The sequence below is a fragment of the uncultured Pseudoteredinibacter sp. genome (genome assembly GCF_947502065.1).
Taxonomy (GTDB): Bacteria; Pseudomonadota; Gammaproteobacteria; order Pseudomonadales; family Cellvibrionaceae; genus Pseudoteredinibacter.
The window spans coordinates 1,057,109-1,072,303 of the sequence record NZ_CANMYE010000001.1 but is presented as its reverse complement, the minus strand read 5'-3'; the positions used below and the strand labels follow the sequence as shown (position 1 = coordinate 1,072,303).

At 47.9% G+C, this 15,195-nt stretch carries 12 protein-coding genes; 11 read left to right on the top strand and 1 reads right to left on the bottom strand.

Annotation, left to right across the window (positions count from 1 at the left end; all coding sequences use genetic code 11):
- Positions 1-53: 53 nt before the first annotated feature.
- From Q1A41_RS04450 to Q1A41_RS04420, 7 genes are all read left to right on the top strand, one after another.
- The gene (locus Q1A41_RS04450; protein WP_299975260.1) at positions 54-722 is read left to right on the top strand and encodes a pseudouridine synthase; all 669 of its coding nucleotides are present in this window, start codon (positions 54-56) and stop codon (positions 720-722) included.
- A gap of 85 nt (positions 723-807) precedes the next feature.
- Entirely contained in the window at positions 808-1,269 is a 462-nt protein-coding gene (locus Q1A41_RS04445; RefSeq protein ID WP_299975257.1) for an NUDIX hydrolase, read from the top strand.
- A 122-nt stretch (positions 1,270-1,391) separates the two neighbouring features.
- Entirely contained in the window at positions 1,392-2,540 is a 1,149-nt protein-coding gene (gene mnmA, locus Q1A41_RS04440; RefSeq protein ID WP_299975254.1) for a tRNA 2-thiouridine(34) synthase MnmA, read from the top strand.
- A gap of 14 nt (positions 2,541-2,554) precedes the next feature.
- Positions 2,555-3,184 carry a high frequency lysogenization protein HflD gene (gene hflD, locus Q1A41_RS04435; RefSeq protein WP_299975251.1) on the top strand — a complete coding sequence of 210 codons (630 nt, stop codon included), beginning with the start codon at positions 2,555-2,557 and terminating at the stop codon, positions 3,182-3,184.
- 169 nt (positions 3,185-3,353) lie between these two features.
- Positions 3,354-4,718 carry an adenylosuccinate lyase gene (gene purB / locus Q1A41_RS04430; protein ID WP_299975248.1) on the top strand — a complete coding sequence of 455 codons (1,365 nt, stop codon included), beginning with the start codon at positions 3,354-3,356 and terminating at the stop codon, positions 4,716-4,718.
- A 30-nt stretch (positions 4,719-4,748) separates the two neighbouring features.
- Complete coding sequence (locus Q1A41_RS04425; RefSeq protein WP_299975245.1) at positions 4,749-5,897, top strand: cupin domain-containing protein; 1,149 nt, start codon at positions 4,749-4,751, stop codon at positions 5,895-5,897.
- 12 nt (positions 5,898-5,909) lie between these two features.
- Entirely contained in the window at positions 5,910-6,338 is a 429-nt protein-coding gene (locus Q1A41_RS04420) for a GNAT family N-acetyltransferase (RefSeq protein ID WP_299975242.1), read from the top strand.
- Between the two features lie 28 nt (positions 6,339-6,366).
- On the opposite strand, the gene Q1A41_RS04415 is transcribed toward Q1A41_RS04420, so the two are convergent.
- Entirely contained in the window at positions 6,367-7,068 is a 702-nt protein-coding gene (locus Q1A41_RS04415; RefSeq protein WP_299975239.1) for a flagellin, read from the bottom strand.
- A gap of 248 nt (positions 7,069-7,316) precedes the next feature.
- Here Q1A41_RS04415 and Q1A41_RS04410 point away from each other — a divergent pair, with 248 nt between their 5' ends.
- The 4 genes from Q1A41_RS04410 (at position 7,317) to Q1A41_RS04395 (ending at position 15,171) form a co-directional block, all read left to right on the top strand.
- Complete coding sequence (locus Q1A41_RS04410) at positions 7,317-8,249, top strand: hypothetical protein (RefSeq protein ID WP_299975236.1); 933 nt, start codon at positions 7,317-7,319, stop codon at positions 8,247-8,249.
- Between the two features lie 407 nt (positions 8,250-8,656).
- A complete protein-coding gene (locus Q1A41_RS04405) occupies positions 8,657-10,441 on the top strand; it encodes a DEAD/DEAH box helicase (RefSeq protein ID WP_299975233.1) in 1,785 nt (594 codons plus the stop codon).
- A 52-nt stretch (positions 10,442-10,493) separates the two neighbouring features.
- Complete coding sequence (locus Q1A41_RS04400; RefSeq protein WP_299975230.1) at positions 10,494-11,909, top strand: MATE family efflux transporter; 1,416 nt, start codon at positions 10,494-10,496, stop codon at positions 11,907-11,909.
- 133 nt (positions 11,910-12,042) lie between these two features.
- A complete protein-coding gene (locus Q1A41_RS04395; RefSeq protein WP_299975227.1) occupies positions 12,043-15,171 on the top strand; it encodes a TonB-dependent receptor in 3,129 nt (1,042 codons plus the stop codon).
- The last annotated feature ends 24 nt before the right edge of the window (positions 15,172-15,195 follow it).

Genomic DNA, 15,195 nt, shown 5'->3' with positions numbered 1-15,195 from the left:
AGCCCTCAGGTATAGGTGGTAAAATTACAACAATAGTCTAAATAAGCGATTCCATGGCACAAATCATCCTATTTAATAAACCCTATAACGTCCTAAGTCAGTTTACTGATAAGGATCAACGCCCCACTCTAATGGAGCATTTAGCCGCCTTTAAAGGCTTCTACCCCGCCGGACGACTAGACCGCGATTCAGAAGGCTTACTGCTACTTACCGACGATGGCCAACTGCAACACCGCATTAGCCACCCCAAGCAAAAACTGGAAAAGACCTACTGGGTACAAGTTGAAGGTATACCTGCCCAAGAGCAGCTCCAACAGCTCCGCGATGGCATCACCCTCAATGACGGCCCCACACGGCCAGCAAAAGTCAAAGCAATTGCTGAACCAAAAGGTTTATGGCCGAGAATACCACCAATTCGAGAGCGTAAAGACCAGCCTACACAATGGCTTGAGATTAGCATTAGTGAAGGTCGAAATCGTCAAGTCAGGCGTATGACGGCAGCAGTTGGGCACCCTACGCTGCGCTTAGTTCGGGCTGCTATCGGCCACTGGAAACTGTCGGATCTACAACCTGGTCAATACCAGCTTGATGAGGTTCATTTACCCAAGCCCGACGATAACGGCAAGCGCAAGGCAAATAGCCGCGCAGCCTACAGAAACAATGGCCGCAGCAATACAAAACAGCATGCCAAAAACAAGCGCCAAAGCAGTAAAAAGCGTTGAAGCCTGATTCGATTCATAAGAGTATTATGATCAAAGGCCAATACTTGCCGAATCATTTTGTCAAAAAACTACAAAAAATTAAAATATGAGCACAAATGCACCACACTGCACCGTAGCGACTGTGGTTGAAAGGCAACAACGCTATCTACTGGTACTCGAAGAGCGCAACGGACGCCTGCTTTACAACCAGCCGGCAGGTCACTTAGAGGCTGGCGAGTCACTCATTGAAGCCGCCCAGAGAGAAACACTCGAAGAAACGGCTTGGAATGTTCAAATCAAATCCTACCTTGGTGTGAGCCTATATCGCGCACCCAGTAACGGTGTTACCTATGTACGCCATAGCTTTGCAGCTCGCGCTATGGGCTTTAACCCCGAACTCAAGCTTGACCAAGGCATAGTCGAAGCGGTTTGGCTAACAATTGATGAAATTGAACAAGCAAAAGACCGGCTGGCCAGTCCGTTGGTTTATCGCGATATTCTGCAGTTTAGGGAAAACAAACTTTACCCCCTTGAAATGGCCCAAACCTATATAGCCCCTGTCAGCTGAAATGCGCACAAACCAAGAGTAAAGGCATGTAAGGGCCACCCCAGCGGTTGGACAGTTTAGCTATGCAGCAGTAGAATGCGCCCCCTATTTGAAAGATGTCACTTGTCATACAGCAGCCCCCCATGAGCCCAAACAGCAAGCCCAACGCCCAAACCAAAGTCATTGTCGGCATGTCCGGCGGTGTAGACTCCTCTGTCTCAGCCCTTTTGTTGATCCAGGCCGGTTACCAGGTTGAAGGCTTGTTTATGAAAAATTGGGACGAAGATGACGGCAGCGAATATTGTACGGCGAAGGACGACCTGGCTGACGCCGAAGCGGTCTGCAAGAAACTGGGCATAAAGCTACACAGTGCCAATTTTGCCGCCGAATACTGGGATAATGTGTTTGAACACTTTTTAGCCGAATATAAGGCCGGGCGCACCCCAAATCCCGACATACTCTGCAACCGCGAAATTAAGTTCAAAGTCTTTCTAGACTATGCCGAACTGCTTGGTGCGGATTACATTGCCACCGGTCATTATGTAAAGCGCGTCGACCAGGACGACCGAACCTATTTAGCCAAAGGTCTCGACAACAACAAAGATCAAAGCTATTTCTTGCACGCGGTAAGCGAGGCTGAATTTGCCAAATCGCTATTCCCTGTTGGCGAGCTAGAAAAGCCCGAGGTTAGAGCCCTCGCCGAAGAACATGGGCTCATTACCCATAATAAAAAAGACAGCACCGGTATCTGTTTTATTGGTGAGCGTCGATTCAAAGACTTTCTAGCTCAATACCTACCCGCCCAGCCAGGTGTAATCGAAGATCTCGATGCTAATGAGCTGGGTCAGCACAGCGGCTTGATGTACCACACCATCGGCCAGCGCCAAGGCTTAGGCATTGGCGGGGTTAAGGGTCAAGCCGAAGCGCCTTGGTATGTTGTCGACAAAGACTTGGAAAGAAATGTTTTACTGGTCGCCCAAGGAAGTGACCACCCTCGCCTGTACAAGCACTCTCTAAAAGCGAGCCAGTGCCACTGGATAGGCGACAACCCTTGCGCTAATGGCGCCACCTTCCACGGGCAAGCCAAAATACGCTATCGCCAAGCTGACCAAGAGTGCTGGGTAAAAGCCGGTGCTGACGGCGAGCTGTTGGTTAATTTTGCCGCCCCTCAACGCGCCGTAACCCCAGGGCAATCCATCGTGTTTTACCAAGGTGAAATATGCCTAGGCGGTGCGGTAATCGATCAAGCCTTTGATCACCCCTATAGCGAGCTTGAACAAGCGACTCATTAAGTTTCTAGATTTCTATGGCAAAGAATTGGCAAGATATAAGTTTAGCGCTGGCCGGAGTATTTCAAAGTACCGCCCTAGTTGACCAAATCGCCCGCAGTGGCTATTTGCCAAGCGAACCCTATCAATGCGCAATTGCTAGCTTATTCGAACAGAACCCCAATAGTACCGAGGCGGTCTATGGCGGCCCCAACGGGTTAGATATGGGGCTTCGAATCATGGCCCAACTGCTAGATAACCGGCCTGACAAAGAGCACCCCAATACCATGCGCTACGTCATGGGCGTACTCCATCTACAGAAAAAGCTCAACAAAGATACACAATCATTGAGCTTCATTGCTGAGCGATTGGCACAAAGCCAGCGCCAAGCTGAGCATTTTGACAATGTCACCCACGATAGCGTTATCGCCAATATCGCCAGCGCTTACAGTGAAAGCATTAGCCGCTACAAGTTTCGGATTCAGGTGATGGGAGACGCTAGCTACCTGCAGCAGCAACGCATCGCCGAGCAAGTTAGAGCGCTATTACTTGCTGGCATTCGCAGTGCCACACTATGGCGCCAAGTAGGCGGTAGTCGACTGGACATCCTTTTTCACCGTAAACGTTTACTGCGAGCGGCTGAGAACTGGCTGCAAGAAATCAATTAACGCAACGACGTTTACCTTCTAGAGCGACGAAACCATTAAATTCAGGCGGTATTTCAGGTAGAATGCCGCAGCTTAAATTATCGGTCTTGGCGCGCCCATAAAGAGCCCGAAGCTAGCTACTAGCTAATACCTTGACCCCAACCTTGCCAGAAAACTGTGAGCCCCTGCTATGAGCCTTACCTCTCTGAATGCTGTATCCCCTATTGATGGTCGTTACGGCAGCAAAACCAGCGATTATCGCAACATTTTCAGCGAATTCGGTCTAATCCACGCCCGTGTGGAAGTTGAAGTACGCTGGCTGCAACGTTTATCAGAGCACCCACAAATTCCCGAAGTGAAACCCTTCAGTGAGGCCAGCAACGCTCTGCTTAATAGCTTGGTAAGCGACTTTAACGAGGAGCATGCTACTCGTATTAAAGAAATTGAGCGCACCACCAACCATGATGTAAAAGCGGTTGAATACTTCATTAAAGAACAGTTCAGCGGTAATGATGAGTTGCTAGCGATCAATGAGTTTGTGCATTTTGCCTGTACCTCAGAGGACATTAACAACCTCTCTCACGCACTAATGCTCAAGCAAGGCCGCGAGGTTTTAGCGCAGCAGATGCAAGAAATTTATGATGGCATCGCACAAATGGCAAAAGATTTTGCCAGCGTACCGATGCTATCACGCACCCACGGTCAAACCGCCTCTCCAACCACAGTCGGTAAAGAGATGGCTAACGTAGCAGCTCGCCTTGGCCGTCAAATCCAGCAAGTAAAATCCGTAGAGTTACTGGGCAAAATTAATGGTGCCGTGGGTAATTACAATGCCCACATGAGCGCATACCCTGATGTGGACTGGCAAGCAAACGCGCAAACCTTTGTTGAAAGCTTAGGACTTAGCTGGAACCCGTACACCACGCAAATCGAACCGCACGATTACATTGCTGAGTTATTTGATGCCATCGCTCGCTACAACACCATTTTGCTCGACTTCGATCGTGACATCTGGGGCTATATTGCTTGGGGCTACTTTAAGCAAAAAACCATTGCTGGTGAAATTGGCTCTTCAACCATGCCCCACAAAGTAAACCCGATCGATTTCGAAAACTCTGAAGGTAATTTGGGCTTAGCCAATGCGGTCTTCCAACATATGGCGGCAAAACTGCCCGTTTCACGCTGGCAGCGCGATTTAACCGACTCTACCGTGCTACGCAATATGGGTGTTGGCTTCGCCTATAGCGCCATTGCTTATGCTTCCACCTTAAAAGGCATGGGTAAACTAGAGTTAAACACTGCTCGCTTAGCAGAAGACTTAGACAATAGCTGGGAAGTATTAGCCGAGCCTATTCAAACCATCATGCGTCGCTATAACGTCGAAGGTGCCTATGAAAAGCTTAAGGACTTGACCCGCGGCCAAGCTATCAACCAAGATACCATTCAGGCTTTTGTAGAAACCCTGGATGTACCTGAAGAAGCAAAAGCAGCCATGCGTGAGCTAACGCCTAGTAACTATATCGGCAATGCTATCAGCCAAGCTGAAGATATTTAATCGCTTAGCAAACTATTAGACGGGCAAATAATGAGCCATAAACTCAGCCAGCTTGGCGACATTTCAGTAGAACAGTTTCTCAGTGAGTACTGGCAACAAAAACCTCTACTGATACGCCAGGCTTTGCCCGGCTTTGAAACACCTCTTAGTCCAGATGAAATGGCCGGTCTTAGTCTTGAGGAAGAGATAGAGTCGAGGATTGTGCTTGAGAGCCATCAAGACAAACCCTGGCAATTGCTCAAAGGGCCTTTTGAAGAAACCCTTTACCAAGAGCTGCCGGATCGCAACTGGACACTGCTACTACAAGCCCTAGATTTGTACATTCCAGAGCTCAAGGATTTACGCGAAAAATTTCAGTTTTTACCCGACTGGCGCCTTGATGATGTTATGGCAAGCTTTGCGGTTGATGGCGGCAGCGTAGGACCACATTACGATCATTACGATGTATTTCTATTACAGGGTTACGGAAAACGTCACTGGCAAATCGGCCAAAGTTGCAATGAAGATTCTGCGCAACTTGCCGGAACCCCATTGAATATCCTACAAGAATTTCAATGCCTAGAAAGCCATGTCTTAGAACCCGGAGATATCCTCTATTTGCCGCCTAAAGTGGCACACTGGGGAATCGCCCAAGGTGATTGCATTACCTATTCCGTGGGTTTTCGGGCGCCTAGTCAAGCACAGCTCGTCGAAGAGCACTTTCAATCTCTGGCCGAGAGTTTCAGTGAGTTTCAACGCTATCAGGACCCGAGCATCAAAACTCGTGCGCACAGTCACGAACTGCTGAGTGAAGATATAAAGCGCGTACAAGATATTTTGCTAGAACGCCTTAAAAGCTCTCCTGAAGAAATTGCCCAATGGTTTGGTCGCATGTTAAGCGAAACCAAATATTGCAATGAAGCAGGCCTAGCTGAGCCTCCGTGCGAGCTTCCAGAGTACCTGATTAAAGCCAGCGAAACGCGCTGTCTATTTTTCCGCAAGCAAGACGGTAGCGCTGAACTTTTTGTAAATGGCGAACAGCTACACTGCCCTGTGCAAGTTGCCATTGATATTTGCGAACAAGATACACTAGTCTGCCAAGATGTGATCAGACAATTCGAAAAAGATGAAGCGGGACTTAGCTTTATACAACAGCTAATAAGCCTTACTGCCTATTTCGAAGATCAGGACGACTACTAAGCGGAACACGCCATGAGTATAAAAATATCGAAAGTTAACTGGGCCGATGCACAAGCACAACTTATGGCGATACGTCGCGAGGTTTTTATTGACGAGCAAGGCGTACCAGAGCACGAAGAAATTGATCCTAAAGATCCGCATTGCGTGCACTTTTTAGCGACCAATGAAACAGGGAAAGCGGTAGGCACTTCTCGCTTGTTGCCAGGCGGGCAAATTGGACGCATGGCAGTACTACAATCAGAGCGCGGCACAGGTCTAGGTGCAAAGTTACTATTAGCGGCCGTCGAATACGCCTTAGCAAAAGAGTATAGCGATATTTTCCTACACGCCCAGACACAAGCGATTGGTTTTTATGCACGCTACGGCTTTGTTGCTGAAGGGCCAGAATTTATGGACGCGGGCATCCCGCACCGCAATATGGTCTATCAAAAAAACGATTAATGCCTTTTTTTGACTTCTACCGATCAGCCTAGATGAGCTGATCGATAATTGCCCCAGCCTGCTCGTTCTTTTCTTTTTGCAGGGTTATCTGCACTTGCTGCAAAGTCTGTTGCTTACTTTTTTCACTTACAGCCTGAGCATAATCCGTATCGGAAAGGCGGCTTTTAGCGGCAGACAGATTTATACTACTGACCTCGTAATTATTAACTCGCGCCTCTAAGCCATTACTTTGCGCCCCGAGATCCGAAGCCCTCTCCAACAAACGCCCTTGTAGATCATCGAGCGCTGTTAAATTATCTTCCACTGAACCTGATAAATTGAGCTCTGAAAGAAACGCCTCAGCCTCCGCTTCAGTACCAAAGCCCTGTGCCGCCAGATCGTTAACGGTCTCAACAATATTATCGGCCTCTGGCTGCAAAGAGGCCGCATCGCTGGTGCCGTTTCCTGCCTGCAATACCAGCTCACGGGCACGAGCAACACCTTCAAGAGCGCCTTTTAAATAGCCCTCTGATATTTGATTGAGACCAATTTGATCGCCAAGATTTCGGCTAAGCACGGTATTCTCTCTTATCTGAGAGTCAAAACGGGTATCTTGAGCAAGGCCCGCCGCGTCATCAGCTGCAGAGTTAATGCGGCTTCCACTACTAAGCTGACGAAAGCTATCGTTCAGCTCGCGATTATTACTGCTAAAACTTGGAGAGAAACCACCAAAGTCATTGATTCCAGGCATCACAAAGCCCTCAAGCCTATTTACCTTAAAATTATGCAAAGACTTCTGCTGCAAATCCCTTTATTCGAGATGAAAGGTCGCCAATTCGCTAAGTGGCCGATTAAAGGCTACTCAACTATAAGCTTGAAAGCGCATTATTGACACTAGACCAACAAAACAAACTCACCTGCCGCAAGCGTCAAAAAAACAACCCTAGAACTTCTGTTATTATGGCAACACCTTCCCTCAGGCAAGTAGGCTCAAACACTGTGAATAATCATGTTTGTCTCATCCGACGTTTTACAAGAGCATTCAAAAGAGTTTTTCTAGCGGCGGGCTTCGGAATAATACTTGCCAGCCCTGCGCTCTCAAACTCCAGCTTAAGCTGCCACTATTCACTCAGCAATTGGGATGACAATACTGCCAGACAGGCCCTCGAACAGTGGCCTACATCTTCTGAGCAATTCATCTTGGTGTTAAACGGCCAAGTTGATGCTCAACTCCCCCCGCAACAATGCAAGCAGTTGCAACAATGGTTACGTAAGCATGAAGCTCAATCGAGCGGCTATACCATGAGACTCTATTATGGCAAACACCCAAACAAACAGCTCAAAGCCGCAGCGCAAGGCAAACATAGCCAAGTCAGACACAAAACTATAAGCACAGACAAAAGCAACGGTCGTTACAAGGGCCTAAGTTTAGCCCTGAGCCCAGGACAAGAAGTCCTTATAAGCCCCCGCAGCTGGCATCAGTCGCCTAAGGGGCTGTCACAGCAGACAATACAAGCAAGTAATGTGCATATCGCTCAAAAGCAAGATCAGAATAGTATTAAAAACAAAATAGCTACGCACAGAACAGCCTATAATGAAGAACGCTCTGCCCTAAGTAGAAAACTACCGAAGCAGAACGAGCAGTGGCTCGCCATCGAAACAGAGCTGAAGAACCCTGTGAGTTTTGGTTTTACCCTATTTGCCAAGGAGAGTTCGGGCCCAACACTTAGAGTATCCCAGCACTATTGGGACGAGAGCTCCCAACAATGGTTGGAACAATTTAAGAGATCTCAAAGCATTAAGCTGAAACAGTGGTATAACTTGGATCAGTTATTATTCAAATCAGATAGTCCTGTCAACGGCGAGCGAAAATTCAGTACACAATCGAAATCAGAACACTCACGTTATTTTATCTATATCGATAAACCATGATTGATAGACTTTGACCAATCGCCTTTTAGCTGCCAGCATTTGAGCCTATAAATCAGCCCTAATGATGCGTAAAGCCGCCTCTACGCGACTACTATTCAGTTAATATTGACTCAAAGTGATATTTTGCTTGGTGACTAATGCCAAAGCGCGTATAATTTCGCCACTTTTTTGTATCCGCTTAGTATCGAAGATCCACTACATCCGATTATTGTTAGGTGTATCCCCTCTTCCCGACTTGGTTCCCGCCCCCTTGAGACGGTTTTCCTGAATGAGTGTGCATAAGCTGGGTACATTGGCGCCTTAAGAAACGCCACCCGTGCTCCTGCCTTGCCATTTACCCCACTAGATCGCAATCTAGTGCCGTGCTATTGCCGGAGTCTTTTACACCCAAACACCTGGAAACCAGAATGACCGATCAAGCTATCAGCTTTGCTGAATTAGGCCTACCCGATGCTATTGTTAAAGCCGTCGCTAAAGTTGGCTATGAACAAGCCTCACCCATCCAAGCCGCCAGTATCCCGCCTCTACTTGAAGGCCGCGATATTTTAGGTATGGCGCAAACCGGCACCGGTAAGACGGCCGCTTTTGCACTACCTTTGCTAAGCAAACTCGACGTTAAAACAAAGCACCCGCAATTACTGATATTGGCGCCGACCCGTGAGCTGGCCATTCAAGTTGCCGAAGCTTGCAGCCGCTATGCTGAAAACCTAAAAGGCTTTCATGTACTGCCTATTTATGGCGGGCAAGATTACGGCAGCCAGCTACGCCAATTAAAGCGTGGCGCACAGGTAGTAGTGGGTACGCCCGGTCGCGTAATGGACCATATGCGTCGCGGAACCTTGAAGCTAGGAAACTTGAAGGCCCTTGTGCTGGATGAGGCTGATGAGATGCTTCGCATGGGCTTTATCGATGACGTAAACTGGATTTTGGATAATTGCCCAGAAGAAAAGCAAGTTGCACTCTTTTCGGCCACCATGCCAAAAGAAATCCAACGCGTAACCGAGCAGTACTTAAACAACCCGATTACGGTAAAAATTAAGGCCGAAACGGCAACGGTAGAGCGCATTGAGCAATCCTATATGCAGGTTCGAGGTCATGAAAAACTCGAGACCTTAACCCGCCTACTTGAAGTCGAGCCTTTTACTGGTGTAATTATTTTTGTGCGCACCAAAAACGCCACCGCAGAAGTTGCCGAAAAACTTGAAGCTCGCGGCTATGCCAGCGCCGCCCTAAATGGTGACATGAGCCAACAGTTGCGTGAGCGTGCGATTAACCGCTTAAAGCAGCAAAAACTAGACATCATCGTTGCCACCGATGTTGCAGCACGCGGTATTGATGTAGCCACGGTAAGTCACGTTATCAACTATGATATTCCTTACGATAGTGAAGCTTATGTACACCGCATCGGTCGCACTGGCCGCGCCGGGCGCAGTGGTAAAGCTGTGCTGTTTATTACTGCCAAAGAAACTCGCATGCTGCGCACCATTGAGCGCGCTATTGGCCAAAAAATTGATAAGCATCGCCTACCTAGCTCTGCGGAGATATCCCAGCAACGAATCGACCAGTTTAAAGAGCAAATACAATCTGTCTTAGAAAATGAAACTTTGGACTTCTTTCAGCAATTAGTCAGCGAATGCAGCGACCAATTTGAAAAGTCCGGCAGCGAAATCGCAGCAGCGCTTGCGTTTATGGCGCAGAAAGATCGCCCACTGCAATTACCCGAAGAGAAGCCCCGCCGCGAGCCGCGAGAAAGTCGTGAATCTCGTGACAACAGAGAGCCAAGAGATCGCAAAGAGCGTAAAAGATCTCGCGGCAACAGCGAGGACCTCAGCGATGTAAACTGGGTTAACTATCGCCTTGACGTAGGTCGCGAACATGGCGTTCGACCTGGTGATATTGTTGGCGCTATTGCTAATGAGGCCGGTATCGACAGCGAGTACATTGGGCGCATCAATTTGCATGACGACTACAGTACCGTAGATTTACCAGAAGGCATGCCAAAAGAAATTTTCCACCACCTGAAAAAAATGCGCATTCGCCAGCAGGTCAGCAATTTTAGCATTAATGAAGATGGTGATCAGCAGGCAGAAGGCGGTGAGCGCAAGCGTCGCAGTGCCAAGAAAAAACCTCATCGCGGAGCACAGCCCGACAAACGTAAGGGCAAACCCCAACGCAACAGAAACGATGACTAGCCGCCTACACTACTTGTAGTACAAGGCAGCTCACTTATTTTTAGCTAGTACTATGAGCAACACCAGCAATAAATCATCCCGATTTGACCAGCTCCCCGAGCTGGTCAAACTCGCTTGGCCAATCCTAATTTCCCAACTTGCCATTTCCGGCATGGGGGTGGTGGATACCATTATGGCCGGACGAGTAAGCTCCGTTGATTTAGCCGGTGTTGCGGTTGCTTTTAGCTTGTGGCTACCAGTTTTGATGTTTATGGTGGGGCTTTTTAGCGCCACTTCTAGCTTGGTTGCCCACGCTTGGGGCGCAAGTGACATCAGCCAAGCAAAATCTCATATCCACCAAAGTTTATGGTTAGGCTTAATTCTTGGGCTGTGCGCTTCTGCACTGATTAGCCAAGCAACACTTTTGCTTGAGTTTATGAACATCGACCCTGTTGTTCACCCCGTTGTTATCGACTACTTAAAAGCCATGATATTTGGCTTACCGGCTGCCGCTATCTACCAAGTACTGCGTGCTAGCAGTGAGGGAACCGGCCACAGCAAACCGGTCATGCAGATCAATCTGTTAGCTTTCTTTGCCAATATTCCTTTAAACATTGTATTTATCCATGGTTACTTTGGTCTGCCCGCAATGGGTGGCGCTGGCTGCGGCTGGGCTACTGCAAGCGTTATGTGGCTCAATGCACTGGCCTTGGCCGCCTACTTTTTAAAAGCACATGAATTTCGGGAACTTAAACTTTTTGAAAATGGTTTTAGCTGGCTAGAACGCCAAGGGAGCTGGCAGATACTGGCTCTTGGCTTACCCATAGCAGCCGCAGTTTTTGCCGAAGTTATTATTTTTTCTATTATCGCGCTTTTAATTGGATCACTGGGCGCCACCGTTATCGCTGGGCACCAAATCTCTATGAATGTATCAGCATTAACTTTTATGCTGCCCCTTAGCGTGAGCATCGCCATCACCGTTCAGGTGGGACAGCGTCTAGGAGCAGGTAATAAAAAGGCAGCACAGCGCACCTGGCGGCAAGCACTGGTTTTGGCGAGTAGCATCGCCATAAGCAATGCCGCTATTATCTACTTTTTTGCATGGCCTATTACAGGGGTATATAGCGAGGATATCGAGATTCGTGAGCTTGCCACCGGGCTGCTGCTCTTTGCAGCAGCCTACCAAGTATCAGATGCTCTACAAGTCGCTGCAGCAGGCGCACTACGCGGCTATAAAGATACCCAAGTGACCATGTATATCACCCTGTTTGCCTATTGGGGCATCGGGCTTCCCCTAGGCTATACATTAGGCCTTACTGATGTGATAATGCCCGCATCTGGCCCCAAAGGCTTTTGGATTTCACTGCTGATCTCGCTCAGCATCGCCGCCGCCCTATTGCTCTGGCGATTAGAGCATATTAGCCGTCAAAATATGGCCAAAAAACCCACCATCGGTGACCAATATAACAGTGAAACAAAACTGAAATAAATGCGTCATTTCATTGTCATCATATCCTCCGTATAATCGCCGCGATTAGTCTGGCCTGACCCCTGTCCGGCCAAAAAGTTTCGTAGAGTTAGAAAATTTAAATCCAAGTTTTACTCAATCACTAGGGGGATTTATGGTTGGTATCAACCAGAAGAAGTCACTATTAGCTGCTGCGGTTGGCCTAGCAATTGGCCTAAGCACAGGCGTTCAGGCACAAGAAACCACATCGGCTATCCGCGGTCAGGTTTTCGGCCCACAAGGCAACCCGTCTACCGCGGCTTCCGTGACCATTGTTAACTTAAAGACCAATCGTACAACAACTATGCAAACTAACGATTCCGGTCGTTTTGTAGCAAAAGGTCTAGCCGTAGGTGGTCCATACAAGGTAACCATCAGCAAAAACGGTAACAGCACTGTTGTTGACGACGTATTCTTGCAGCTAGGTGGTAGCTACCCAATCACTACCCAGCTAAACCCTTCTTCTAACCTCGAAGAGGTTGTAGTAACCGCCACTCAATTGGCCAATACTGCGATGGGCGTTAGCCGCTCTTTCGATATCGTTGATTTAGAAAACGCGCCTACCTTTAACTCAGACATTAAAGATCTGATTAAGCAGGATCCTCGCGTTTATATCGATGAAGCCTTCTCTGACTCTATTCAGTGTGCCGGTGCGAACCCACGCTTTAACTCTTTAACTGTTGACGGTGTTCGTCTAAACGACAACTTCGGTCTAAACAGCAATGGCTACCCCACTGAGCGTATGCCATTCCCATTCCGCGCAATCAATCAGACCTCGATTGAATTAGCGCCATTTGATGTTCAATACGGCCAGTTCAGTGCTTGTAACATCAACGCCGTTACCAAGTCCGGTGATAACGAATTCCACGGTGGCGTATTCTACGAATTCAATAACGACTCCATGTCTGGCGACAGCTTGGAAGGCGATAACATTGATCGTGGTAGCTTCGACACCAAGCGTTTCGGCTTTACCGTAGGTGGCCCGCTAATCGAAGACAAACTGTTCTTCTTTGCCGCTTACGAGAAACAAGAAGGCAATAACCTATTTAACCGTGGCCCAGCCGGTTCTGGTGCCGCTGTTGAGGTACAAGGTTTAAGTCAAGCCGATGCTGACCGTATCGTACAAATTGCCAGAGATGTATATAACTACGACCCAGGTGCCCCAACCTCTTCTTTGCCAAACGAAGATGAAAAGCTTTTGGTTAAAGTTGACTGGAACATTAACGAAGATCATCGTGCGGCACTGACCTACAACTATAACGACGGTTTCAATATCTCCCAGTCCGATGGTGATTCGAACGAATATGAATTTACTAACCACTATTATGAGCGCGGCGCCGAGCTAAATTCATACATTGGTCAGTTAAACTCTGACTGGAGCGACAACTTCAGTACCGAGATTCGCATTGGCTACTTGGATTTAGACAACCGTCAAAATTCTCTGGACACTGCCGGCTTTGGTGAAGTTCAAATTGACACATTCAACGATGGTGCCGAAGCAACTGTTTATTTAGGTGGTGATGACTCGCGCCAATCTAACAAGCTAAGTTATGAGACCATGTCTTATAAGATTGCTGGTGAGTACACCTATAATGACCACAACTTCACGTTTGGTTATGAACGTGAAGAGTTTGATGTATTCAACCTGTTCATTCAGCACTCCCAAGGTGAATTCCGCTTTGATAGTATTGATGACTTCGAAGCTGGTACTCCTGCCCGTATCTATTACGGTAACGCCGGTGGTACCAATATCCCAGCTGATGGCGCAGCCGAGTTTGGTTACGATATTAATACCGTTTACCTACAAGATGAGTACTCATTCAGCAGCGCTGATGTTACCTTGGTCGTTGGTGCACGATACGACTGGTACGAAAGTGACGACCTTCCTGCTGTAAACCCTGTTGTTGAAGAAAACTACGGCTTCAGCAATGCTCAAAACATGGATGGCAAAGATTTGTTCCAGCCTCGTGTTGGTTTTGAGTGGAATGTAAATGGCCAGCTAGAGATCCACGGTGGTGTTGGCGTATACTCAGGTGGCAACCCGAACGTATGGCTTTCTAACAACTACTCAAACGACGGCGTTCGCGTACTGCAAATCCAAGATCGCAGCCGCGGCTCCTTGTTTGATTACGAATATGCCAATGGTGGCTCACCGATTAAAGATGTGCCCCAGCACCTAATTGACGCTGTTGCCAATGGCGAAGGTTTCAATGGTGGTCTTAACATCATGGATCCTAACTTCGAGATTCCACACTCAATCAAGTATGCCTTGGGTGGTAGCTACGAGTTTGACGACGGTCACTTGTTCCAGGCTGATTTCTTGTACTCTGAGAACAAAGACTCTGCCATTATCATTGACGCTACTCGCGAAACGGTTGGTACCGCTCCAGACGGTCGTCCAATTTATGGCTCTGTGAATGGCCGCAGCCAGGACTTCTTGTTAACCAACGTTAAAGGCGATTCTGGTGAAAGTACTGTAGTTTCTTTCGCATTAAGCAAAGAATTCGACAACGGCTTTGACTACTCGTTCTCTTACGCCTACACCGACGCTACCGAAGTTAGCCCAATGACTAGCTCTGTTGCCTTCTCTAACTACGTGAATGCCGCAAGCTCTAACCCGAATGCGCCAGATGTTGCGACTTCAAACTACGTTATTCCACATCGCTTTACCTTAAAGCTAGGTTACGAGATGGAATTGTTTGAAGGTTTGAAAACTCGCTTCAATCTATTCGGTACCGCCAATGAAGGCCGTCCATATAGCTATACATTCAGAAGAGGCTTTATGTTTGGCGATTCAACAGGCTTTATCGCTCGCCACTTGGTTTACGTACCAACAGGTGTAGATGATCCTAACGTTGTTTTCGCTGACGGTTTCGACACTGATGCCTTCTTCGACTTGGTTGACTCTGAAGGCCTAGCGCGCGGCGAGATCATGGAGCGTAACAGTGAAAATGGAAGCTGGTGGAATAAATTTGACCTTAAAGTAACCCAGGAAATCCCAGGATTTGCTGAAGATCATAAAGGTAAGGTTTATATGACAGTACGCAACCTTGGCAACCTACTAAATGATGACTGGGGCGTGTTGTACGAGCCAAGCTTCCCACGCTCCCAGCCAATTGTTAACGCTAGCATTAACGATGATGGCCAATACGTTTATGAGAGCTTCATCAAACCTGCCGGTGAAACCCGCGTAGCTCGCCCATCTTACTGGGAGCTATGGGTAGGTATTGAATACAAGTTCTAAGAACATAAAAGGGATGTTGTACTA

Bases quoted from the DNA above. Each gene is read 5' to 3' on its own strand.
- Q1A41_RS04445 (WP_299975257.1), top strand. From the start codon at position 808: ATGAGCACAAATGCACCACACTGCACCGTAGCGACTGTGGTTGAAAGG.
- hflD (WP_299975251.1), top strand. From the start codon at position 2,555: ATGGCAAAGAATTGGCAAGATATAAGTTTAGCGCTGGCCGGAGTATTT.
- Q1A41_RS04415 (WP_299975239.1), bottom strand. From the start codon at position 7,068: ATGCCTGGAATCAATGACTTTGGTGGTTTCTCTCCAAGTTTTAGCAGT.
- Q1A41_RS04400 (WP_299975230.1), top strand. From the start codon at position 10,494: ATGAGCAACACCAGCAATAAATCATCCCGATTTGACCAGCTCCCCGAG.
- purB (WP_299975248.1), top strand. From the start codon at position 3,354: ATGAGCCTTACCTCTCTGAATGCTGTATCCCCTATTGATGGTCGTTAC.
- Q1A41_RS04405 (WP_299975233.1), top strand. From the start codon at position 8,657: ATGACCGATCAAGCTATCAGCTTTGCTGAATTAGGCCTACCCGATGCT.
- Q1A41_RS04395 (WP_299975227.1), top strand. From the start codon at position 12,043: ATGGTTGGTATCAACCAGAAGAAGTCACTATTAGCTGCTGCGGTTGGC.
- mnmA (WP_299975254.1), top strand. From the start codon at position 1,392: ATGAGCCCAAACAGCAAGCCCAACGCCCAAACCAAAGTCATTGTCGGC.
- Q1A41_RS04425 (WP_299975245.1), top strand. From the start codon at position 4,749: ATGAGCCATAAACTCAGCCAGCTTGGCGACATTTCAGTAGAACAGTTT.
- Q1A41_RS04420 (WP_299975242.1), top strand. From the start codon at position 5,910: ATGAGTATAAAAATATCGAAAGTTAACTGGGCCGATGCACAAGCACAA.
- Q1A41_RS04450 (WP_299975260.1), top strand. From the start codon at position 54: ATGGCACAAATCATCCTATTTAATAAACCCTATAACGTCCTAAGTCAG.